20 protein-coding genes are annotated in these 22,065 nt (G+C 57.9%); 15 read left to right on the plus strand and 5 right to left on the minus strand.

Going from position 1 to position 22,065, the window contains the following annotated elements:
* Positions 1–4: 4 nt before the first annotated feature.
* The 11 genes from ACZ5RT_RS15390 to ACZ5RT_RS15440 all read left to right on the plus strand — a co-directional run bounded on the left by ACZ5RT_RS15390 (position 5) and on the right by ACZ5RT_RS15440 (position 12,796).
* Positions 5–547: a hypothetical protein gene (locus ACZ5RT_RS15390; protein WP_291929573.1), complete on the plus strand. Its 543-nt coding sequence runs from the start codon at positions 5–7 to the stop codon at positions 545–547.
* Positions 548–552: 5 nt separating this feature from the next.
* Positions 553–1,122, plus strand: a complete 570-nt coding sequence (locus tag ACZ5RT_RS15395; RefSeq protein ID WP_291929574.1) for an SH3 domain-containing protein — start codon at positions 553–555, stop codon at positions 1,120–1,122.
* 43 nt (positions 1,123–1,165) lie between these two features.
* Positions 1,166–1,876: a M48 family metalloprotease gene (locus ACZ5RT_RS15400; RefSeq protein WP_464453035.1), complete on the plus strand. Its 711-nt coding sequence runs from the start codon at positions 1,166–1,168 to the stop codon at positions 1,874–1,876.
* 23 nt (positions 1,877–1,899) lie between these two features.
* A complete protein-coding gene (locus ACZ5RT_RS15405) occupies positions 1,900–2,481 on the plus strand; it encodes a DUF4337 family protein (protein ID WP_108428080.1) in 582 nt (193 codons plus the stop codon).
* Positions 2,482–2,703: 222 nt separating this feature from the next.
* Entirely contained in the window at positions 2,704–3,975 is a 1,272-nt protein-coding gene (locus ACZ5RT_RS15410) for a hypothetical protein (protein WP_464453036.1), read from the plus strand.
* Between the two features lie 19 nt (positions 3,976–3,994).
* The gene (locus ACZ5RT_RS15415) at positions 3,995–5,710 is read left to right on the plus strand and encodes a CHASE2 domain-containing protein (protein ID WP_464453037.1); all 1,716 of its coding nucleotides are present in this window, start codon (positions 3,995–3,997) and stop codon (positions 5,708–5,710) included.
* Positions 5,711–5,770: 60 nt separating this feature from the next.
* Positions 5,771–6,568, plus strand: a complete 798-nt coding sequence (locus tag ACZ5RT_RS15420; protein WP_464453038.1) for a PP2C family protein-serine/threonine phosphatase — start codon at positions 5,771–5,773, stop codon at positions 6,566–6,568.
* A 2-nt stretch (positions 6,569–6,570) separates the two neighbouring features.
* Positions 6,571–8,787, plus strand: a complete 2,217-nt coding sequence (locus ACZ5RT_RS15425; RefSeq protein ID WP_464453039.1) for an FtsW/RodA/SpoVE family cell cycle protein — start codon at positions 6,571–6,573, stop codon at positions 8,785–8,787.
* 79 nt (positions 8,788–8,866) lie between these two features.
* Positions 8,867–11,128: a penicillin-binding protein 2 gene (locus ACZ5RT_RS15430; protein ID WP_464453040.1), complete on the plus strand. Its 2,262-nt coding sequence runs from the start codon at positions 8,867–8,869 to the stop codon at positions 11,126–11,128.
* Positions 11,125–11,427: a hypothetical protein gene (locus tag ACZ5RT_RS15435; protein ID WP_108428087.1), complete on the plus strand. Its 303-nt coding sequence runs from the start codon at positions 11,125–11,127 to the stop codon at positions 11,425–11,427. The genes ACZ5RT_RS15430 and ACZ5RT_RS15435 overlap by 4 nt, the downstream gene beginning before the upstream one ends.
* A 13-nt stretch (positions 11,428–11,440) precedes the next feature.
* Entirely contained in the window at positions 11,441–12,796 is a 1,356-nt protein-coding gene (locus ACZ5RT_RS15440; RefSeq protein WP_464453041.1) for an FHA domain-containing protein, read from the plus strand.
* A 2-nt stretch (positions 12,797–12,798) separates the two neighbouring features.
* On the opposite strand, the gene ACZ5RT_RS15445 is transcribed toward ACZ5RT_RS15440, so the two are convergent.
* Complete coding sequence (locus tag ACZ5RT_RS15445; RefSeq protein WP_291925486.1) at positions 12,799–13,413, minus strand: glutathione S-transferase N-terminal domain-containing protein; 615 nt, start codon at positions 13,411–13,413, stop codon at positions 12,799–12,801.
* Positions 13,414–13,534: 121 nt separating this feature from the next.
* On the opposite strand from ACZ5RT_RS15445, the gene purB reads away from it, so the two are divergent.
* Both purB and ACZ5RT_RS15455 read left to right on the plus strand, forming a co-directional pair.
* A complete protein-coding gene (purB, locus tag ACZ5RT_RS15450) occupies positions 13,535–14,935 on the plus strand; it encodes an adenylosuccinate lyase (protein WP_464453042.1) in 1,401 nt (466 codons plus the stop codon).
* Positions 14,936–15,062: 127 nt separating this feature from the next.
* Positions 15,063–15,623, plus strand: a complete 561-nt coding sequence (locus tag ACZ5RT_RS15455; protein ID WP_108428091.1) for a YaeQ family protein — start codon at positions 15,063–15,065, stop codon at positions 15,621–15,623.
* Between the two features lie 52 nt (positions 15,624–15,675).
* On the opposite strand, the gene ACZ5RT_RS15460 is transcribed toward ACZ5RT_RS15455, so the two are convergent.
* Positions 15,676–16,143, minus strand: coding sequence for a DUF3717 domain-containing protein (locus ACZ5RT_RS15460; protein ID WP_108428092.1), 468 nt, complete (start codon positions 16,141–16,143; stop codon positions 15,676–15,678).
* A gap of 49 nt (positions 16,144–16,192) precedes the next feature.
* Entirely contained in the window at positions 16,193–17,677 is a 1,485-nt protein-coding gene (locus ACZ5RT_RS15465; RefSeq protein ID WP_464454232.1) for a M48 family metalloprotease, read from the minus strand.
* 121 nt (positions 17,678–17,798) lie between these two features.
* Here ACZ5RT_RS15465 and moaC point away from each other — a divergent pair, with 121 nt between their 5' ends.
* Positions 17,799–18,290, plus strand: coding sequence for a cyclic pyranopterin monophosphate synthase MoaC (gene moaC, locus ACZ5RT_RS15470; protein WP_291925498.1), 492 nt, complete (start codon positions 17,799–17,801; stop codon positions 18,288–18,290).
* Between the two features lie 129 nt (positions 18,291–18,419).
* Here moaC and ACZ5RT_RS15475 read toward each other — a convergent pair whose 3' ends face one another.
* Positions 18,420–19,715, minus strand: coding sequence for a solute carrier family 23 protein (locus ACZ5RT_RS15475; protein ID WP_464453043.1), 1,296 nt, complete (start codon positions 19,713–19,715; stop codon positions 18,420–18,422).
* A 132-nt stretch (positions 19,716–19,847) separates the two neighbouring features.
* Here ACZ5RT_RS15475 and upp point away from each other — a divergent pair, with 132 nt between their 5' ends.
* A complete protein-coding gene (upp, locus tag ACZ5RT_RS15480) occupies positions 19,848–20,501 on the plus strand; it encodes a uracil phosphoribosyltransferase (RefSeq protein WP_108428103.1) in 654 nt (217 codons plus the stop codon).
* Positions 20,502–20,550: 49 nt separating this feature from the next.
* Here the strand turns inward: upp and ACZ5RT_RS15485 are convergent, their stop codons facing one another.
* The gene (locus ACZ5RT_RS15485) at positions 20,551–22,029 is read right to left on the minus strand and encodes a PglL family O-oligosaccharyltransferase (RefSeq protein WP_464453044.1); all 1,479 of its coding nucleotides are present in this window, start codon (positions 22,027–22,029) and stop codon (positions 20,551–20,553) included.
* Positions 22,030–22,065 lie beyond the last annotated feature (36 nt).

Below are 22,065 nucleotides of genomic sequence, written 5' to 3' on the forward strand. Positions count from 1 at the left end.
ATTTGTGAATGTCTCTTGGCGTAATGCCGTATTGATTTTGGCAGGATGGCCCCTGGTCAATATGGCCTGGGCTCAGACTGATGATGCACGTGCTGTTTTGACCCGTTTACCCATCAATCAGGTTGCGGAGTTGGACGGACATGTTTACGCACGCGTTCAGGATCAACGCCGGGGGGGTACACAGGCTTTGGAGCGACTGTTGATTGGACGGGCGACGGTGCTCGCTGGTCACTGGTTGTGTCACTTCACGCCCAGTCCGAACCAACGATTGGATGTCAATTTGCAAGGAGTCAGCTTGATCTACTCCCGTGAAGTGGATGGGGTCATGGATGTCGTGATCAAGCTGAAAAAGCAAAAGCCCGATTGCGTTGTTCAAACAGTTCAGGCGCGTCCTGAGCCTATGCCCTCCACGTCAGCTTCTTCCACCGTATCTACAGTGAATGCCATGCCACGGTTGGAACCAGAGCAAAAGACATTGCAGACGATACCCGCAACAGAGCCTCCCGATAAAGGTTTCAAGGTTCGCGTTTATTCAACAGAACACTGATTCACATGATTCATTTCAAGACTCCAATGCGTCAGATGGTTTTTGTCACGGGCTTGATGCTGTGTGGTTTTTTGAGTGCTCAAACCGTGCGTGAAGAAGCCACCCTTCTGGACAAGCCCGATGGCAAACCGGGTAATGTGAAACTGGCTGCAGGCACTTCGCTCAAGACGCTCAAACGTCAAGGATTCTGGGTTGAGGTCGACGCTTCTGGCAAGACAGGCTGGCTCAAGGTTTCGCAGATCAATTTCGCAGGCGCCACCAGTGGTGCCACAGCCATCGATACAGGCCGTCTGGGAACGGGGAACATTGTGGCCACTTCAGCTGCTCGCGGCTTGTCTGCCAAGGACCTGGTGAGCGGGCAACCTGACTTCAATGAAGCAGCCAAGCTGGAATTGTTGACTGCACAGCCTTCGGCCGTCCAGGCGTTTCTTACCGCAGGCAATGTTGTGGCCATCAATCAGAAAATTCAATTGACGGTACCTCGCCCAGCTTCTGCGGCAACGCCAGCAGCCGGCACAGGACAGGCGTCGGGACCCTCTTCGTCTGCGAAGAAGAAAGGTGATGATGATTGGTAAGTACATGAAGCACGGGTTGGCCGGTGTCGCTGTATGCATTAGCTTGACAGCTTGGGCGCAGACCGATGAAGAAAAAGTAGGCAAAGCAGCTGCCGCGCAGGTGCTCGGGGCTGCCCCGTTGGTGGTGGCTGACCCGGCACAGCAATATGTGAATGTGCTGGGACAGGCCCTGTCTGCGCAATCGGGGGCGATTTACAAGTGGCATTTCGGTGTCATCAAATCGGATGCCATCAATGCGTTTGCCATGCCCGGAGGGTACATCTTGCTTTCGTCGGGCCTGCTCAAGACGCTTGAGAGTGAAGACGAGCTGGCATTCATCCTGGCCCATGAAGTGGCGCATGTTTCACGCAGACACCATTACCAGGTGGTGCAAAGGCAGCGCTTGGCAGACCAGGCGGCGAAAGGACTGCAAGCGGTCACACAAGATTCAGACACAGCCAAATTGGCGCAGGCCAGCGGTCAGATTTACGCTCGTGGACTGGATAAGGGGGCTGAGTTTGAGTCCGATCGTCTAGGTGTGGAGTACATGACGCGGGCAGGTTATGACCCAGTGGCAGCGATCAATGTGCTGGAGAAGCTGCAACGATTCAAGGGCAATGACCCACGCGCCGAACTCCTTTTTTCGACACACCCTTCGCCTGCCGAGCGTTTGGACATGTTGTTGCAATCGGGGATCGACAAGTTGCCACGGCCCACCGAAAAACCAAACGCTGCACGACAAGCACGTTTTCAGAAATTCATTCAGGCGATTTGAAATTTTATTGACGGATATTCAGCATGTCAGAGACTCAAGACCCCAAAAAAGAAGCGTTCCAACGCAAATGTTCCATCATCATTTCGCTGATTGCCTCGATGTTGCTGGTCAACAATCTCGGCTCGCAAAATGCAGCAGGTAGCGCTTCATTTCTGAACGCAGCAGCGATCAACACCTATGCGTTCTACCAAGCTAAAAATATTCGCCAGAATGACATGAACCTGGCGGCCCAAACCTTAGATGGCATTGCCAACACATCGGTTCCGCTGGCCAATGAAGCGGCTAAAAAAGCCTTGCGAGAACAAGCTGAGGTGCTGCGAAGCAAGGCTTTGAGTTATGAGTCGGAACCTGTTTCTGGAGAAGGCAAAAAAGAACTGCTGGCCAAAGCCAAAGAGGCTGAAAAAGCGCGTGATCAGGCCATGGAAAAAGGACCCTATTTCGATTTCGCAGGCTTGTTATTGCAGTTGTCGATCATTTTGATCTCGGTCGTGTTGATTACCGAGCGTCGCACCTTGTATGTATCGGGCATGCTTGCTGCGGGAGTGGGAACTTTTTTGAGCCTGGACGGGTTCTTCTTGTTCCTGAGGATTCCCTTTCTCAGTTGAAGCGGTGGTTTGCAGCAGAGGTATAGATCTGCTTAAAACACCTGCACGGTCATGCCTGCTGCTCAACTGATTCAGACCCAAAGTCCTGCGCCTGGTCAATCTGTCAGCGTCTGGAAAGAGACCGGCCATTCTGACGCAGGGAGCTGTTACCGAAAGATTTGGCAATGCCAAACCGGGTCAGCTGCAAAAGCCTGGCTCTCATGGGCGCACCATGAGCATTTGGTGCTCACACTTTTGGCCCATCGTGATGCGAAGCATGTGGTTCAGGTTGCCGGTTTACAGGTTCATTCAGATCGCGTCGAGGTGGTGACGCTTGATGCGGGGCCGGATTTCCAGAGAGACTGGTTGGACCGTGCTGCTGTACAAGGTGGGCCTTTGCTCTTGGAGCCGGAGGGTGCGCTCAAATTCGCGCGTGCGTGTTTGAAGGCCCTTGAGGCGATTCATGCACTGGGGGTAATGCACGGTGATTTCAAGAGTGACAACCTCTGCATCAAAGCCATCAAAATGAACCCAGAATCGGGCGTTGCACTTGATCTGGAAAGTCTTCGACTGATCGATTTTGCATACGCTGTTTACAGAGAGCAGCCTTTGAGATTTGTTTTGCCAACAGATCCGGACCGTCTTGCATACATGCCAGACACCTATCGAGCCGCTATCAAAAAGGCCCAGGCCACAGCCGATCCGGCCCATATCCAGCAGGCAGCATGCGCGCAGGTAGACCTCTACAGCCTTTGGTACATGTTGTCGAATGTTGTGCCCAGCAACTTGCAGGATGGGCGATGGATGGTCTGGCAGGAGTGGATGCATGCTTGCAGAAAAGCCGCACGCGAACCGTTAATCACTTTGACCGCTTTCGATGCCCCGACAAAACAGATGTTGGCTCTGACAGAAAAGATGCTGGGGCAACTTGCTGAACCGCAAAGCCGATGGGCACAAGTGGCGACCACATTGCCAAGCTGGGAAATACAGTCTGGAGAAACGCCGTTGGCAAATGCACACCCGACGAAGTTGCTGACACCTTTGATAGAGATTCGATTGTCAGCGGTGACCACCGGAGCAAGCGAGCCGTCGAGTCAACAGATGACTGTGCAAGCTAGCTCGGTCAAACTGAAGGACCAGCCATCTTCTTCAACAAGCAGGGTTAGGCAAAATATTTGGCAGTACCAGAGATGGTGGGTGATTGTGGCCTCTTTGGCATTTCTTTATGGATGGCTTGACCACCGTTTCGCAGAAACAGGGTTGAAGCTCACCGATCTGGGCTTTGGTCTGGGCCTGTTGGCCATGGCCTTGGCGTTCCCTGTGGTGTTGGGTGCATTGTGGCGCGCGGTTTTTCATTCGCGCAGCGCATGTTCCTGGGTGCGCTATCCGGGTCTTGTGCTGTGTGGCATTGCGGCGTATTTTCTGGTGGTACTCGTACCGGTCGGTGTGTCCGTGTCGCAATTGATGGCTTTTCTTGTGTTGTTGACGTTGCTGGTGGTGGCGTTGCTGGTTTGACATATTCATAAAAATTCACATGTCCAAAATGCTCGAAACGGTGATGGATGTCGTCCGTGACATTGCCAAAATATATCTGCCAGGGTTATATAACCTGATCAAGCGGGGCCTTGACCTCAAATCCTTTTCCATGTCGATGGTGGCGCATTATTCGCGCCGATTTGGTGCCAAGGCCATTTTGACGGTGGGGGTTCTCGCGACAGCATATGCCAGTTATTTGTTCATGGTCAACGCCTTGACACCGGGTGCACCCAAAGCCAGTCACGATGTGATTCTGAAAACGCGGTTTTCAAGCCCTAAGCCTGCGGACAAGATCCTGATTGTTGACATCGATGAGCGCACCCTTGCGGCATTGTCCGAGAAACATGGGCGTTGGCCTTGGTCGCGCGATGTGCTGGCTGATGGCTTGCAGAAGTTCAATGACCTTGGTGCCCGTGCCGTGTTGTTCAATGTGCTGTTTTCTGATCCGGACAAAAACAACCCGGATGCAGATGCGGCCATGGATGTGACGGCGCAGATGAATCGCGCAACGGCATTTCCATTGATTCGTCTTAATCCGAAAAATGACACACAGAGTCAACTCAAGGTGGCTCAGATTCCCGGTGTTCAGTTCAAGCCAGAGCATTCGGCAGACAGCACAATCGCCGTCATCTTGCCCATGTTTGGCGCCATGCATGACCGTCTCGGTGTGGCCAATCAAAAACCTGATGCTGACGGCATTGTGCGCAAATACCCCTTGCGCTGGGAGGAGGCGACATTTGTATTGCCATCGATGGTTCAGCGCACCGCAGAACTGGGAACAGCAGATATCGCTCGGGTGCCTAACCTGATTTCCCTGAACTGGCGCAATAAGCAAGGGCGTTACAACCGGATATCGTTCAGTGATGTCTTGTTGGATCAGATCAAACCCGATCAAATACAGGGTTTCAAGGACGCTTTTGTGGTTTTGAGTTTGTCGGCGCCCGGTTTGGGGCAGACCAAACCGACATCCGTGGCTTCGGTGGAAGACGATGGTGAAATTCTGGCAACGGCGCTGGACGACGCTTTGAACGATACGCATCTTCGTACGTTGCCCAATACGGCGGCGTACCTGATCAACTTGCTCACCATCTGGGTTTTGGTCTGGATGAGCCTGAAACAAAAAACCGGTGGTTTCATGAACAAGGCTTTTGTGATCGGTCAATCTGGTCTAGGCAGCATCACGCTCTTGTCGGCCAGTTACACCCATTACTTGATTGATCTGTCTGACAGCATGTCGTTTGGCTTGAGCGTGTTTGCGGCCATCAAATTGGTGCAAAGCATGGACGATCGTTGGTCACGTGCGCGCCCTGGCTTCCGCAAGGCGCGTCCAAGTCAGATCAAGGGGCAATTGTTGTTGCTCGGCTTTCTGGACCACCGCGTCAATGCCAGCCAAGTCAAGACATTGCAAAACGCCGCAGAGCGGATTGTGGGCTTGCCCAATGTGGTGCGTGTAGATGATCTGTTTGGGGGGGAAAGTTTCATCAAGTCACAATGCGCACACTTCAAGGCCTTGTTGGTCAATGTTGCCGACAATCAGGCTGAAGCCATGCAATCGCTGCTGGCCCATGAAGACTATGCGAAAGTGGATGTGGCAACGTACGACATGACCTACATGTGGGACCCAGAAAACAGGGATTTCACTGCGGAAGTGGCACCGCTCATTTTGACCAGTGCGGCCAGGCTGCTGCACGACGATTGGGCGACCAAGGCCTGAAGCTGTGGGGCATTCTTGAGCACACCTCACCGGTCAATCCATGCCTTGCAGGACCTCTCGATGGGCCTGCAACAAAACCGTTTGCGTTTCAGTGCAGCCTCAATGCCGGGCCCACACGTTTTGCCTAACCAAGACAGTTACGCTTGTCGTTCGCCAGATTTTTTCGCAGTAGCTGATGGCGTCGGTGGCGGAGCTTTAGGTGAGGTGGCCAGCGCCATGCTGGTTCGGCAACTTGGGCAGTTGCAAGCGCCACAAGCTGCAGCGGTTAATCAGGCCTTGAGAGACGCCGATCTGGCGATTGCACAACGGTTGGCGCAAGAGGGTCAAGGTCCTGGAGCGGCTGTTTGTGCCGCGGTTTGGTTGACCGATGCCAAATCTTCGACATGGCTGGCCATGACAGTGGGTGATTGCAAGATTTTGGTGGCCAATCGGAGTGGGTCTGCTTGGCGCATTCGCTGGGCATCTACCAATCAGAGTTATGAACATTGCGGCATCACGCCACCTCCTGGCGTGTCTGTTGATGCGCCTGCCAACATGGTTGGTTGCGGCTTGCCTTTGCCAGCCCAGTTTTGCCACATTACATTGGCAGCGGGTGAGCGACTGATCTTGTGCAGTGACGGTTTCTACAACGCGTTCAACGTCGAGGATATACAAAAAATTTTGAACGAAACCCCTCAGCCATTGAGCCTTTCCAGCGCACAAACGTGGTGTGAATGCGCTCAGAGAAATGGCGCACTCGATGATGTGACCGTGATCCTGGTGGAGCCTGTCGCCGTGCCTGCTGTCATATCGATGTGGTGGTGGACTGTAGCCTTCTTTTTGGCCATGACGCTCGCATTCGGATCGTGGGACTGGTGACGATGACATCGCAAATCGCCATGGGCAGAGCGGGGGCGTTTGGCGCTGTGACATGGGAGCGGATTTTTTTTGTACTGGCACTGCTGTTTGTGCTTTGGGTGGGGCAAGGTGTTCAGCAATATGCGCAGCAGGGAGAGTTGCGCTGGCAGAGGGATCGCCATGCAGGCATGGTCTTGGCGGACACGGCAATGCCTGAGTCCCTCACTGTTTTGTGGTGCCAGCGTGATACCGATTTCATCCGCCAAAATTTGAACTCGGTGGGCGAGGCCCGCTGCCGATCAGATGTTTGGAAATTTGTCTGGTCGTGGTTGAAAAATGCACCCGAAGTTCATGGAGGGGCTGTCGCAGAACCCCGACGGGTTTTGCAACTTTGGCAAAGAGAGGTGGCTCTGCGCACGCAACAGTGGCGACTTCGCTGGTCTGCTCAGGATGCGGCCCAAATCAAGGCAGTCATGGTTGCAGAGGCACAGACGGTGACCGATACGTCTTCTGCCCCATCTCTGGGGACCGGTCAGGCAACAGTGTCGCTGGAGCAGGAGTTGCCTGCGGAAGTGGTGCGATTGCAGGCTTTGTCCAACGAGCGACTGATGCAATGGGATCAGTGGGTGAAAGACAGCATTGAGCCTCTGATTCAATCGCCCATTACTGAAATTCAAGCCGAAGCTTTGTGGGCGGTGGCTCAATCGCTCGAAGGCTCAGGGTCTGATGTAGTGGCCCGTACGGTACGCCAGGCAATCAAGGCGAATGACTATGCGACACGTGCAGGGTATTTGCAAAATTTGATGACGCATTTGCCTTGGTTGTTGACGGGGCATTGGTTGTTGACCGTAATGGTCACGTACTGGTTGCGTGCGCGCGTGAGACCTTTGCAGCAATTGAATGGTTTGATTTTGATAGCGATGATTTCTTGGTTAGGCGTATCTGCCTTGGGCGTAGCACCCTCGCCATTCAAGTATCCCGTTCTTATGATCATCTTGGGTCTGTGGATGGTGCTGTCATGGGTGACTGCACATTTTTATGCGCATGCTCTGCCTGCGCCGATTTCGGCTGAACCGGTCAATTCGAGCTGGCTGCCTGGATGGTGGCTGTTCACAGCTACAGGTTGTCTGCTTTTGCTGGACCAGTCATTGCATTTTCATGAACGGTTGAGGTTTTTGGCATTGGAGCAGTGGTGGGCTTGGTTCGTCAGTGCGCTGTTGTTGCCGCTGGCGGCCTGGGCTGCACCCTGGTTGCTGGGGGGCGTTCGCTGGCTGGGTTATGCCTTGTGGGGGCATCGCTCATATGGAGGTATTGCGTTGCGTTGGCTGGTGGGCGCTTTGCTGGTACTTGGTTTTCATATGGCCCATCGACTGAATATTCCCCAGCATGTGACGGGTGAGTTGTTGAAGGCGGTTTTTTTGGTCGCCTTATGCGGTTGGTGTGTCTGGAAAATGCCATTGGCAGCGCAGTTGTGGCACGCAGGGCATGCCCGTAATTCGGTGCGTTATCTGATGGGGGCCGTGACCTTGATGGTCTTGGTGGCCGTTGCGGCGTTTGCCACCTCGGACAAGGGCCCTTTGCTGGTCATGGCTTTGTTGATGGCGGTCTTGTTGGCGACGGTGTTGGGCTGGACCGGCGGTATGGGGCTACTCGTCTTGGGCTTTGGGACCATCTTTCTCATTGGTGTTGATCTCGACGTGGTGGGTGAGCGCTTGCAGGCTTGGCAGGACCCTTTCACGGCAGACCGCGATGACATGGCCCGTTTGATGTGGTTCCAGTCCGAAGCGGCCCGTTTCGCCTGGGGCTTTGGGGTGGGGCAGGTGCCCTGGTGTGGCGGTTCGCGGCTGGATGTGTGTCATGGCCTGCCCTTGCAGTTGCAAAGCGATTACACCTTCACCGCGATCATGGGCTGGTGGGGACCATGGGGCGCCTGGTCTTGGCTCTTGTTGTTCAGTGCGTATGCCTACCACGCCTTGATGTACTGTGCCAGGCGCAGTCCATCGGTTCTGACACCAGGGATGCTGTTGCAACCGGGTTCTGTCAAAGAGGCTTTGGCCATGCACTTGCTCTTTTTGTTTGCGGTGCTGATGCTCATGCAAACATGGATCACCGCGGCCGGTAATTTAGGATGGCTGCCCCTCACAGGTTTGACATGGCCTTTGCTCAGCTATGGCAAAAGCAGTTTGTGGGTCAGTACCTTTTTTGCAGGTGCCTGGGGCATGCGGAGGCTCCATGCTTGAACAAGCCCGTTTCAGCTTGGCCAGGGCGGGTGTCATGGTGGGCTTGTGTGGTTTGGTCGTCTTGGGCGCCGGTTGGGTCATGAACAGCCGTGACGGTGTTAAAAACAAGGCGTCTGTGCATTTCAGTGCCCGTACCTGGGAGGATGTGCAGTGGGTCTTGCGTTACGTTACGCCGCTTGCTTCGCCGATTGAGACGACCATGTCAGAACTTTCGGGCCCAGGCTGCGCTGCTGGTCGGCCCGGCCATGAGCGCTTGCGAAAAGCGGTCGAGACGCTCAACCAGAATCTGGAACATTTGAACCGTACCAGCTTTGTCCGACAACACTACCGGTTGAATATAGACGGGCTGCTGTTGGATGCGGGTCGACCGGATCAGACTTGTGCGCAAATACACCGCCCAGTTCAATGGCTCAATGACCGGGTACGACAACAAGGTGTGCAATTCCTGCAATCCCTTGTTTGGAAAGAAAGGTCAGGAACGTCTGTACAGGCACGATTCGAAACCACTACTTGGGTCGCCTTGCCCAAGCAGATGCTCACATCCCGATCAGCCTGGTCGGGTTTGCCAGGCTGTATTTATGGAACCGATGCGATCACAGGAAAGCGCGTGGTGGCCGACGGAGATTCTGTCGTTTCGAAGTTTTGCCAGACACAACCTGCAGCGGATCAAGCCTTACGCTCCCCGGTTTCTTTGTGGGACCAAGTGCCTGGCTTGCCGTCTTTGCTGGAGCCCTTGGCGGCCTGGCGGCTGCCTCAGCATGTGCAATACAGCGACCGAGTGGGCGACGACAACCATGTCGTCGTGGCAGGTCGAAAACAGACAGTGGGGCAGCATGTCCAGCTCAGCATAGACCCGTCTTGGCAGGCAGGGTTGCAAACCTTGGCCGAGTGTTTCAGTGGCAAAGTGTCGCCTGTTTGCGCGGCTTATGCCACACAGGCAGAAGGTCGTTTTGAAAATGCCCGTGTGCGCATGGCTGGGATTGCAGTGATCGATGTCGCGACCGGTCGCTTGGTGGCTGCAGCCAGCGCCAACAGTCCGTGTTATGCCCATGACAAAACCCGGGCAGGCGTGCGACCCTCAGACTGTCCGGCGGTGCCGGATGACACGGTGCACAGACCTCGTATTCCTCAAATGTTGAGCAACCATGCGCTTTTCACCCAGGCACCTCCGGGTTCTCTGGTCAAACCTTTGTTGATGACGGGCATCGTGTCGTATGTGTCCCCCCAGACCAGTCTGGCAGGACTCGAACAGGCCTTGCAAAGATCTGATTCCCAGCAATTTCTGGATGCTTTTCTGTGTCGTCAAAAACTGGGACAAGGTGGGTTCGCGGCACGCTGTGATCGGCCCGCGCTCACACAAAAAAATGCCCATCAATTGGGCTGGAACAGTGGATGCGATGGCCTGTCCGATCTCGCTCGCTCCCAATGTGGCATGGTTGATTTGATCGAAGGTCGACCATTGGTGCAAAAACCTGCCTATCAAAACGCCCTAGGCACTGCGGCGTGGCATTCACCCGCCTTGCCCGTTTTGATGGGGCAGACCTTGGTCATGCCTTATCGATCTGGCTCGGGCGTATCGGGTTACCAGGACATGCCCTGGCCTGATAGCCTGCCCGGCGTTGAACAACGCCAAACCTGCGCCCAGTCGGGCGTCAAAGGTTATGTGCGCTGCGGCGGTCCACAGATGGCGATCATCAGTGAGGCCTACGGTCAAGGCAATTCTCTGACCACGCCTGTAGGTGTGGCCAGTTTGCTGGCCACATTGGCCAATTCAGCGCAGGGCCAGGTGACGCATTACCCCCATGTTTTGGTCGATCGGGTGCGTTCTGACGGTCAGAGTGATTCCAGCATCGAGATCATGAGACGCGCAGCGTCATCACAAGGTCCTGAAGGTGTCGATTCTGTGGTGGCACGTCGGGTGCTGGGCGCCATGGAAAGAACCCTTCTGCCCGGCGGAACAGCCCATGCCGCTTGTGTTCGTGCCTTCGGGGCGGCGGGTTGCCTGATCCCTCGGGGTGTAGCAGGAAAGACAGGCACCCCTGGCGATGCCGATGAGCGAAGTCTGTCGCAGGTGGTACAAGACATGCGCTCACGCGCACAATGCTCAACGCGTTCATCAACAGACTGTGCCCGACAGTACCCTTTGCCCAGACCGCGTTACCGTTGGTATGCCGCCGTTTTCAAGTCTCAGGGCTCGGACCGTTACGACAAAGCCATTGCGGTGCTGGTGCACAGCAATTGGCGTCGATCTGACGGACGCTATGCGGACGATCAGAATGCCGCTGTAGAAATGGCCATGCTGGCCATTCGGCAATTTCAGACAGCGCCTTTGAAACCATGATTGCCAACGTGCACCAAATGGAAGTTTTATTGCCCTGGGCACAGGCTTGGGTGCAAATGCAGTGGGAGATTGCCTTCTGGGTCGCAGAGCACGGTGATCGGGCTCGGATTCAGGTGGTTTGGAATGAGGAGCGTCTGAGCGCCGAGGTGGATGTTGCAGAATTTCAGGCGACCACGACACCCTTTTACAAAGCCTTGCAGCAACGCTTGGCAGATGGTTGTCAGTGGCAATTCAAAAAACAGGAGGGATCGACCGGGCACCGGTTGGTCCTGGGTCTATCCGCTTCGCAAGGGGCATGACTGAGCGCAGACGATGAAACAATACTGGACGCCTTTGGCCAAATGGTTGGGCATGTCAAAAGCACACAGCGACAGCGAGTCGGTAGTTGATACACCTGCTGAACCCATGGGTTTGTCCGCTGCTGATGTTGTGCACAGTCCTTGGCCGGATCTTTACAAAGCCCTGCGTGAACATGCACAGAGCGAGTGGGTGGTGCGCAGTCAGCGCCATGCCGATATCAATTCGGATGAGCGATTGGCCGTGACGCGTTTGCAAATCCGTGCGACATCGCATGTGCTGGATACACAGCTACAGCAATGGTTTGCTGAAAGCGATGTGCCTCATTTGATCCAGTGGATGGCGCGTGGACCTTTGAAAACGGCCGCTATTGAGCGCTGGGTGGTGCTTGACACCTTGAGCAGTCTGGACGTGTTGCCTTTGCCTCAGGCAGAAGGCCAACCCGTCAGTCCCTACGATATTGCGGCTACGGCATCGAAATCGGAGACAGGCGGTTACGAGTTTGTGGCTGAAACCCGATGGGTACCTAAGCCTGCAGGGGCAGACAATGCACAAACCTTGCCGCCTCTGGAGTTGCAGATTCATGATGCTTTGGGTGAACGGCGCATTCATGTGATGCAGACGCTGGTGGTGTTGGGCGCTGAAAAAACCCTGAAAGCACCCGATGGTCAAAAGATCCGTTTGATTGACCAAAGTCCTGTGCCATGGCAGGGCGAAACAGCCTGGTTTGTGGCCCTTGCTGCGCAGCATGTATCAGGCATGCACCTGGTTTTGCGCTTGCATGAACACGGTGTCGATTGCCTGGACGCTGGCTCTACCAACGGCAGCTATGTGAACGGAAAAAGGCTGAATCCCGGCAACTGGCATGAGGTCAAGCATTTGGAGACGGTGTTCCTGGGTGGGCCTGAAAGTGATCCCCGAAGTCACACCGCTTGTGTTCAATTGCGTGTCGGTCATCAGGCCGTGGCCTGGGTAACGGACAAAACGCCTTTGCGCACGGCAGCGTCTGAGAACATGCCACCCAAGCTGGTGCTACAGCCCTTGGAGGCTTCGGGCATGGCAATTGTGCCCGTGCATGCCCTGCCTTTCACCATTGGACGCGAGGCAGATTGTGACTGGGTCATCCCGGCCCGTTTTGAAATGGTTTCCCGTCAGCATCTGGTGATCGAAGCGGTGGACACAGCGCTGCAGCAAGTGAAGTTGCGTGACCTCAGCCGTCAGGGATTGACCGAGAGCCGTGAAGGTTGGCGTGGATCGGCTGCTCAAGGAGTCTGGGTGTCCTGCGCGGACACTATCACCTTGGGTAAAAGCTCTCGCCATCCAGGCTTGAGCTTTGGGTTTTCAGGACTTTTCCCAACTCAGACGAATTGAGTTCAACCCGGCAAACTGTCCACAAAACTTGGCCGCTGCGCCAGTTTGTCGTACAGCTTGTGCAGATTGGGATAAGGCGTGCGCCAATCGATCTGTGGGAAGCGGAAGTCCAGATAGCCCAGCGCACAGCCCACGGCGATATCGGACAGGCTCAGGTGGATGCCGGAGCAAAAAGCCTTGTCACCGAGACCGTGGCTCATGGCTCGCAGCGCGTGCTGGATTTTGTCCAGCTGGCGGTCGATCCAGGCTTGGCTGCGCTGGTTGTCTGCGCGTTCGGTCCATACCGCTTCCATGCGGGCGAGCAAGGCGGCGTCCAGCAGACCATCGGCCAGGGCTTCCCAGGTTTTGACTTCAGCGCGTTCGCGCCCGGCCGAGGGGATGAGTTTGCCCACAGGCGACAAGGTGTCCAGGTACTCCACGATCACACGCGAGTCGAACACCGCTTCTCCACCTTCCATGATCAGGCAAGGCACTTTGCCCAGAGGATTGGATTGGTGGATGGTGGTCTGCGCCGACCAGACATCTTCCGTCACGTGCTGGTAGTCCAGCTTCTTCTCGGCCATGACGATGCGCACTTTACGGACATAGGGACTGGTGTAGGAGCCGATGAGTTTCATGGTGTGGAGAATGTCTGAACAGAATGGCTGCTGATTCTAGAGCTTACAGGGTGCTCGATGCTGACAGCCATTCGGATCGCCCTTGTCCTGGCGGTTTGACCCTGCCAATTACAATCGCAGGATGAATTTCACCCCCATTTCCGCCCTGTCGCCGCTGGATGGCCGTTACGCCAGCAAACTCAATGCCCTGCGTCCGCTCATGAGCGAGCAGGGTTACATGCACCGCCGCGTTCAGGTCGAAATCGCCTGGTTCATCGCCTTGTCCGATGCCGGGTTTGCCGAATTCAAACCCCTGTCGCCCGGTGCACGCAGCTACCTGACGGGTTTGGTCAAGAACTTCAGTGAAGCGGACGCGGTGGCCATCAAGGAATTTGAAAAGACCACCAACCACGACGTGAAAGCCGTGGAGTACTGGATCAAATCCAAGTTCAAGGACCGTCCTGAACTGGAAAAAGCCGCCGAGTTCGTGCACTTCGCCTGCACCAGTGAAGACATCAACAACACCAGCCATGCCCTGCAACTCAAGGGCGCACGCGCCCAGGTCATCCTGCCGGGATTGGACGGCCTGATCGCCAAGCTGCGCGAGATGGCCCACGCGTTTGCCGAGGTGCCCATGCTCAGCCGCACCCATGGCCAAACCGCCAGCCCCACCACCGTGGGCAAGGAAATGGCCAACGTGGTGATGCGCTTGAACGGTTGCCGTGAAAAGATTGCCGCCGTCAAACTCATGGGCAAGATGAACGGTGCCGTGGGCAACTACAACGCCCACCTGTCGGCCTGGCCTGACTTTGATTGGGAAGCCTTTGCACGCCAAGTGGTCGAGACCCCCGAGCTGGGCGAAACCCAGGCCAGCCAATGGGGCTTGGGCCTCACGTTCCAGCCTTACAGCATCCAGATCGAGCCGCACGACTACATGGCCGAGTTGTTTGATGCCGTGGCGCGCAGCAACACCATCCTGATCGACCTCTCGCGCGACATCTGGGGTTATGTGAGCCTGGGTTATTTCAAGCAGCGCTTGAAAGCCGGTGAGATCGGCTCGTCCACCATGCCGCACAAGGTCAACCCCATCGACTTTGAAAATGCCGAAGGCAATCTGGGGCTGGCCAACGCCGTGCTCAAGCACCTCTCCGAGAAGCTGCCGATCAGCCGCTGGCAGCGCGATTTGACCGATTCCACCGTGCTGCGCAACATGGGCGTGGGCCTGGGTTACACCGCGCTCGCCTACGCTTCGCTGATGACCGGTTTGAACAAGCTCGAACTCAACGAAGAAGCGCTGGCCGCCGACTTGGACGCCGCCTGGGAAGTGCTGGCCGAGCCGATCCAGACGGTGATGCGCCGCTATGGCGTGCAAGGTGCTTACGAAAAGCTCAAGGAAGTCACCCGTGGCAAAACCGTCACGGCGGCCGACCTGCATGGCTTGATTGCCGCGTTGGAGATCCCGCAGGCTGACAAGGACCGCTTGCTGGCCATGACACCGGGCAGCTACATCGGCAAAGCCGCCGAGCTGGCCCGCCGGGTTTGAAGTCGTCGTCTCAAATTTTTTTGTCACCCCCGTGAAAACGGGGGTTCATGCCTGCTTCCAAGATGGATCCCCGCATTCGCGGGGATGACATCCAACAGGTTCTCACCGTGTTCTGGACGTCCTCACCATGGCCCTCAAATCCACCATCTACAAAGCCAACCTGTCGATCGCCGACATCGACCACAGCTATTACGAAGACCACCAGCTCACGCTGGCGCGGCACCCGAGCGAAACCGACGAACGCATGATGATCCGCCTGCTGGCGCTGGCCATCAATGCCTACAAGCTGCAAGCGGTGTGCAACGGCGACGGCAAGCTGGCTTTTGGTGCGGGCTTGTCAGACCCGGACGACCCGGACGTCAGCCTGCGCGACTTCACGGGCCAGACCCGCATGTGGATCGAAGTCGGCCAGCCCGAAGACAAACCCATCATGAAAGCCTGCCAGAAGGCCGACGAGGTGCTGTTGTATTGCTTCAACCACGCCGCCGAAGTCTGGTGGAAAGGCATCGAGACCAAGCTGACGCGTCTGGACAAGTTGCAAGTCTGGCGCGTGCCCACCGAGCGCTCACAAGAGCTGGCCCAACTGGCCGAGCGCAGCATGCAGCTGCAAGCCACGGTGCAGGAAGGCGCCGTCACTTTCAGCAGCGACAAGGGCAGCGTGCACATCGAGTTGCAACGCTGGAAGTAAAGCAAACCCACAAGCGCTACAGCTCATCCCGGACTGGATCCGGGGGCATGGCTCAATCCGCAGCTTTGAGGTCCAGCTTGCTTTGTGCGTCTGCCGCTGCTTTGGCCCATTGGCGATCTTCCGCGGCGCGTTCGGCATACCGGTTGAAGCGCCATGAGGTGCCGTCAACCGTGATGCGTCGCCAGACGGCCCGCTTTTCTCCGGCGCTCATCTCGGTCCACAACTGCACTTCCTCAAAGCTGCGGCCGCAACCTTTGCAGGTTTCATCGCCCTGGCTGGTCGAGCAAATGGCAATGCACGGCGTATCGGGGGTGCTGGCGTACCAGTCCTGCCAGGCTTCTGCCGCGGCCAAAGGCAGGGTGAACTCGTCGGCCAACTCTTGTTTGTAATAGACCATCAGGCCATACACCTCGGCCAGTGCACGCAATTCACGTGGCAAGGTGACCCCGTCGGGCGAGGGGTTCTTGAGGCGCCAATGGTTGATGGCGGCTTCGATGTCGGTGATGTGGATTCCGGCCATGGTGTGTCTGCAGAAGGAGCGCGATCATAGCGCCTTCGGGGCGAGCGGCTCAGCGTTCGGCTTGCATGTCCCGTATTTGCGCTTGTGCCAGCCGCAAACGGGTGTCCACAATCGAGGCCTCGATGTGGTCGCCAGCTTGCAAGCGGTTGTTTTTGGCCCAGTCTTGTGCGGCCCGAAAGCGGTCGACCGCCCCGGTCCAATCCATCCGGGCCATTTGGGCTTCCCCTTCGGCTCGCAGTGAGGCCAGCGTCTGCCCCTGCAAGGCCAGCATGCTGGCCAGGGTGTTCCAGGCCTGCGCATCGTGTGGGGCTTGTGTGACTTGTTCACGCAGTTTTTGGGTGATGCTGGCGCGTGCCGGATGCGGTGGCAGGCGCAACAGGGCTTGTGCCGTGGCGATCAGTTCGGGTCGTGGCAATTGGGCCTGGTTCAAGCCCTCGAGCACTTGCAGTGCCAGGGCAAAACGCTCTTGCTTGGCGGCCACCTCGGCCTGCAGCAAAAGCGTCAGCCGTTTGGCTTCGGGTGTGGTCGACGTCAACTGCGACAGCCGCTGCCAGCTGCGCTCAGCCGCTGCCATGTCCCGCAGCTGCAGGTGCGCCAGCGTGGCCGCATACAGGGCCCCCGCCTGGGCTTGTGGCGATGTGGCTTTGCCGTCCTGGGTCCAGGCTTTCAAGGCTTCCACGCTGTTTTGCGACATCACCCGGGCGCGAGCGGCCAGCATGGCTTGCACCATGTCACCGCTTGCACGTGGGCTGGCGCTGTTCAGCTGCAAGCGGGCCTGCATGTCGGCGATGCGTTCGGTGGTCAAAGGGTGGCTGCGCAGGTACGGAAAAGCGCCGTTGTCGTTCACGCCTGCAGCCTGCTGCAGCTTGGCAAACATGCCTACAAAGCCTTGTGGGTCATAACCCGCGTCGGCCAGGATGCCGTAGCCCACCCGATCGGCCTCACGCTCCATGTCGCGTGAATAGCTCAGTTGCGATTGGATCGCCGCCGCTTGTCCGCCCACGATCAGTCCTTGCGCGGCCTGCGGGTTCTTGCTGACTGCGATGGCGCCCAAAATCATCGAGCCGATCAGCCAGGGCGTCATCTTGGCCTGTTCGTCGATCGAGCGGGCGATGTGGCGCTGGGTGACGTGGCTCAGTTCGTGCGCCAAGACCGAAGCCAGTTCGTCGTGGGAGGTGACCACCGCGATCAGGCCCAAATGCACCCCCAGATAACCACCGGGCAAGGCAAAAGCGTTCACCGAACGGTCGCGGCCGAGCAAGATGCGCCAGGCAAACCGCTCTTGCAAATCGGTGGACAGCTCTCCACGGGCAGCGGCCGCTTTGATCAGCGGGGCCCACAAGCGCTGGATGTATTCGTCCAGAACCGGGTCTTCCAGGTAATCCGGGTCGCGGTACAACTCCCGTGCAATCCGGTCGCCCAGTTTGCGTTCGGCCCCCAGGGAAATGCCCTCGCTGTTGCCCAAGGACGGCAAAGCCTTGGACTGGGCCCAAGCCGGCTGCAGGCCCAAAGCGCCCAGCAGCAAGACCAGCATCAGTTGGGAAGGTCGCAAGAGGTGTTTCAAGGTGATCGATGTCCTGTGAATGGGTCGGTTGATGGCCGTATGATGCGCCATTCTTGTCAACCTTTTGTAAATGGTTTTAACCAGCACAGCCATGACCCAGTCAACCGACGTCTTGACCCATTTTGACGCCCAAGGCCAAGCCCACATGGTGGACGTGGGGGGCAAATCCAGCACGCGGCGCATCGCGGTGGCTACTGGCCGCATCGAGATGCTGCCGGCCACGCTGGCACTGATCGAGTCGGGCACCGCCAAAAAAGGCGATGTGCTGGGCATCGCCCGCATCGCCGGCATTCAGGGGGCCAAGAAAACTTCGGATTTGATCCCCTTGTGCCACCCGATTGGCCTGACCCGCGTGGCGGTCGAGTTTGAGGTCTTGAGCGCCCAGTCGACCGTGGTCTGCACCGCCACCGCCGAAACCATCGGCCAGACCGGTGTCGAGATGGAAGCCCTCACGGCAGTGCAAGTGGCCTTGCTGACCATCTACGACATGTGCAAAGCCGTCGACCGCGGCATGACCATCAACGGCGTGACTTTGCTGGAAAAGCATGGGGGCAAGTCGGGGAGCTGGGTCAGCGAAACCTGAAGCCTTACTTGGCTGTTCCCCCCTGTGTCGTCATGGCCTGACTGGATCGAGTCTGGGGAAATGGATCCTCGGGTCAAGCCCGAGGATGACAAATCACAAGCGCCCGAGAATGACCACAGGGCGTGAATTTCAGCGTGAAGAGCGGCCGCGAGAGAGCAAGGCGTACAGCAGGATCGCCCCAAAGGTGGCGGTACCGATGCCGCCCAGCGCAAACGGGCCGAACTTGAGGGTGAAGTCCCCTGTGCCCAGCACCAGTGTGATGGCGGCGACCAGCAGGTTTTTGTTGTCTGAAAAATCCACCTTGTTGTCCACCCAGATCTTGGCACCGGCCACAGCGATCAGGCCGAACACCACGATGGACACGCCGCCCATCACGGGCAGCGGAATGGCTTGGATGAGTGCACCGAATTTGGGCGAGAAGCCCAGCAGGACGGCCATCAGCGCTGCGACCAGAAAGATCGCGGTGGAGTAAATGCGTGTGGCGGCCATCACGCCGATGTTTTCGGCATAGGTCGTCACGCCAGTGCCACCGGAAGCGCCGCTGACCATCGTGGCCACGCCGTCACCGATGAAGGCTCGGCCCATGTAAGCGTCCAGGTTTTTGCCCGTCATGGCGGTCACCGCTTTGATGTGGCCCAAGTTTTCGGCCACCAAGATGATGGCCACAGGCGCGATCAGCAGCATGGCGCGGCCGTCGAACACCGGTGCGGCGAACGTGGGCAGGCCGAACCAGGCGGCGTTCGCCACACCCGAGAGGTCCAGTGGTTTGCCCAGGCCCAGGCCATTGGTCAGCACGGCGTAGATGATGCTGGCAAGAATCAATCCCACCAGAATCAGCAAGCGCTGCACCATGCCGCGTGAATACACCGCGACCAGGCCGACGCTGACAAAGGTGACCAGCTGCATCCAGGCATCGAAGTCGCCCGCGGCCATGTTTTTGATCGGTATGCCTGCCAGATTCAGGCCGATCACGGCCACCACCGCGCCGGTGACCACCGGGGGCATCATCCGCTCGATCCAGCCGGTGCCAACCGCCTGCACAACCAGGCCGATCAGTGTGTAGAGCGCGCCGCAGGCGATGATGCCGCCCAGCGCCACGCCCATGTTCGCGTTCGGTCCTTTGCCTGCATAAGCTGTAGCGGCAATGACCACGCCGATGAAGGCAAAGCTCGAACCCAGGTAGCTGGGCACCTTGCCGCCGGTGATGACAAAGAAGATGAGCGTGCCGACGCCGCTCATCAAAATGGCGATGTTGGGGTCAAAGCCCATCAGGATGGGGGCCAGCACGGTGGCACCGAACATGGCAATGACGTGCTGCACGCCCATGGCGGCGGTGTGCGGCCAAGGCAGGCGCTCGTCGGGGCCGATGGTGCCGCCTTGCAGCAGCACATCGGGGCTTTGCGTTTTCCATTGAAACATCGACATACCAATCTCCCTGAGTGAAATGTGGGAGCCATGCTAACGCAGTTTGGCGCCTCATTCCGATGCCTTGGTGACCCGGTGCTGCAGGCACAATCGTGCCTGTCTGTTTCCCATATTGCGAAGAAGGAACCCGGAATGACCGCCATCAACCCCGCCGAACGCGGCCAAGTGCACTTGATTGATCACCCGCTGGTGCAGCACAAGCTCACGCTCATGCGCAAGAAGGACGCCAGCACCAGCAGCTTTCGACGCTTGCTCAATGAATTGGCCAGTCTGATGATTTACGAAGTTTGCCGCGACATGCCCTTGCAGGACGTGCAGATCGAGACCCCACTGGAGACCATGACCGGACGCGTGATCGACGGCAAGAAGCTGGTGTTCGCCAGCATCCTGCGCGCTGGCAATGGCATTCTGGACGGGGTGTTGTCGGTGGTGCCGGGCGCACGTGTCGGTCATATCGGCCTGTACCGGGATCCGAAAACCCTGCAGGCGGTGGAGTACTACTTCAAAATGCCCAAGTCCATGAGCGAGCGTGATGTGGTTGTGGTCGACCCCATGCTGGCCACTGGCAATTCGGCAGCTGCCGCGATTGCGCGGCTCAAGCAGTGTCAGCCGCGTTCAATCAAGTTCCTGTGCCTGTTGACCTGCCCCGAGGGCATCAAGACTTTGCACCGCGAGCACCCCGATGTGCCGATTTACACCGCCGCCATCGACCGCGAACTCAATGACCACGGCTACATCTTACCCGGCTTGGGTGATGCGGGGGACCGTATTTTCGGAACGCAGTGAACGCGTCGGCCTGCGGGCCTTTGTTCATGCCAGGCGCCCGCTGAGCGCTTTAAAGGGTCGGCAGGGGTACTGAAGGGAAAGCCGCCCGCCACCGCGCCGTGTGCAGGTCCACCAAATCCTGCCTGCCCAGCATGTGGGCGCTCAAGATCAGCTGCTTGACCACTTGGGGCTCGGGTGAGTAGTGCAGCATCGCCTGGCTGGTGGCCAACACCCATGGGGCGTTGTCCGGGGTCACGCGGGTCAGCGTCAACTCAGCAAAGGTGGCCGATCGCTGAAAAAACCAGCTGCTGCGTGCCGCGCCCAGTGGGTCGTCACGCCACACAGGCCAGCGTTGTGCAGCGGGCATGTAAATTTGCCGCACGCGGGCATAGTCCGCGCCCACCAGGCAGACGGTAGCCAGCAGCAAGCCGCCGATCAGCGGCAAGCTGCGCGATGAACGGGCTTGCCAGCCTGCGCTCGGCATCCGCAGCAACACGCCGCACAAAAGCACAGCCATCTGAAACGGGCCGTACCAAAGCGGAAACTCCAGCAGGCTGTGCAGGCCGATCACCGCCAGCACCGACCAGGCCAGCTGATGGGTCGGCGATCCACTGGTCCACGGCCGCGCCCAAGCCAGTGCGGCCAGCAAGGCCAAGCCCAAAGCGGCGGTGACCGGGAGGCCCAGCGTCACGGCCAGGTGCAAGGGCAAGTTGTGGGCATTGCCCAGAATCTCGCAGAACCTTTTCTCGGGACCACCCTCGTATGCGGTGATGTAGTGGGCGTATTTGAGCTCGCCCCAGCCCCAGCCCGTCCAGGGCTTTTGACCGATCAGCTCGACCACGTTGGCCCACAACACACGGCGGCTGCCACAGCCTTCGTTGTGGCCCATGCGGGTCAGGGCGTCGATGACGTCTTGCCCGGTCAGCAGGCCCAAGCACCAGGGTAAGCCCCAGTTGGCCAACAGGTACATCGCCAGGGTCCAACATGCCAGACGCGGGGACAGCCTTGGCATGGGCGAACGGCTGCGCCAGGCCCAGAACATGACCAGACCGCAGACCAGCAGCATGTGCAGCAAACCGGTGCGCGATGTGGTGGCCGCATTGCCGATGGCCAGCAAGGCCAGCATCCACAGCGCGTGCCGGGTCCGCAGCCCATGGGCTTGCCACCACAGCACCGCCAGCATGCCGATGGCGAGCAAAGTGGCAAGCTGGTTGCGTTGGCGCAAGTTGGCGTTCGCTTCGCCCAGAGCCGCCACATGCAGCCAAGGACCGAAGGCTTCGGCGGCCCCAAAGTATTGGATGAGCCCCATGACGCTGCTGACCAAGGCCGCCACAGCCCACGCCCGGGCCACGTCCAAGGCCTGCAGGCGCGGACCCCACAACAGCAGCAAGCCGATGCAGGCCCAACTCACCAGCAAGGGCACCGTGTTGGGTTGCGGCGAAGGTGACCAGGGTGCAAGCCAAGGCAACACCAGCAGGACACCCAGCGCGAGCTCGGGTGCCCACGCAGGCGTGCTGACGGGGCGGCGTCCGGTGGTGTTCAAACCCATGTGTCAGCCACCAAGAAAAACGCCCTGTGTTCAGCA

The sequence above is a fragment of the Limnohabitans sp. TEGF003 genome (assembly GCF_055395455.1).

Excerpts from the sequence above, each read along its gene's own strand:
- ACZ5RT_RS15395 (WP_291929574.1), top strand. The coding sequence starts at position 553 with ATGATTCATTTCAAGACTCCAATGCGTCAGATGGTTTTTGTCACGGGC.
- ACZ5RT_RS15405 (WP_108428080.1), top strand. The coding sequence starts at position 1,900 with ATGTCAGAGACTCAAGACCCCAAAAAAGAAGCGTTCCAACGCAAATGT.
- ACZ5RT_RS15415 (WP_464453037.1), top strand. The coding sequence starts at position 3,995 with ATGTCCAAAATGCTCGAAACGGTGATGGATGTCGTCCGTGACATTGCC.
- ACZ5RT_RS15420 (WP_464453038.1), top strand. The coding sequence starts at position 5,771 with ATGGGCCTGCAACAAAACCGTTTGCGTTTCAGTGCAGCCTCAATGCCG.
- ACZ5RT_RS15425 (WP_464453039.1), top strand. The coding sequence starts at position 6,571 with ATGACATCGCAAATCGCCATGGGCAGAGCGGGGGCGTTTGGCGCTGTG.
- ACZ5RT_RS15430 (WP_464453040.1), top strand. The coding sequence starts at position 8,867 with ATGAACAGCCGTGACGGTGTTAAAAACAAGGCGTCTGTGCATTTCAGT.
- ACZ5RT_RS15435 (WP_108428087.1), top strand. The coding sequence starts at position 11,125 with ATGATTGCCAACGTGCACCAAATGGAAGTTTTATTGCCCTGGGCACAG.
- ACZ5RT_RS15440 (WP_464453041.1), top strand. The coding sequence starts at position 11,441 with ATGAAACAATACTGGACGCCTTTGGCCAAATGGTTGGGCATGTCAAAA.
- ACZ5RT_RS15445 (WP_291925486.1), bottom strand. The coding sequence starts at position 13,413 with ATGAAACTCATCGGCTCCTACACCAGTCCCTATGTCCGTAAAGTGCGC.
- purB (WP_464453042.1), top strand. The coding sequence starts at position 13,535 with ATGAATTTCACCCCCATTTCCGCCCTGTCGCCGCTGGATGGCCGTTAC.
- ACZ5RT_RS15455 (WP_108428091.1), top strand. The coding sequence starts at position 15,063 with ATGGCCCTCAAATCCACCATCTACAAAGCCAACCTGTCGATCGCCGAC.
- ACZ5RT_RS15460 (WP_108428092.1), bottom strand. The coding sequence starts at position 16,143 with ATGGCCGGAATCCACATCACCGACATCGAAGCCGCCATCAACCATTGG.
- ACZ5RT_RS15465 (WP_464454232.1), bottom strand. The coding sequence starts at position 17,677 with ATGCTGGTCTTGCTGCTGGGCGCTTTGGGCCTGCAGCCGGCTTGGGCC.
- moaC (WP_291925498.1), top strand. The coding sequence starts at position 17,799 with ATGACCCAGTCAACCGACGTCTTGACCCATTTTGACGCCCAAGGCCAA.
- ACZ5RT_RS15475 (WP_464453043.1), bottom strand. The coding sequence starts at position 19,715 with ATGTCGATGTTTCAATGGAAAACGCAAAGCCCCGATGTGCTGCTGCAA.
- upp (WP_108428103.1), top strand. The coding sequence starts at position 19,848 with ATGACCGCCATCAACCCCGCCGAACGCGGCCAAGTGCACTTGATTGAT.
- ACZ5RT_RS15485 (WP_464453044.1), bottom strand. The coding sequence starts at position 22,029 with ATGGGTTTGAACACCACCGGACGCCGCCCCGTCAGCACGCCTGCGTGG.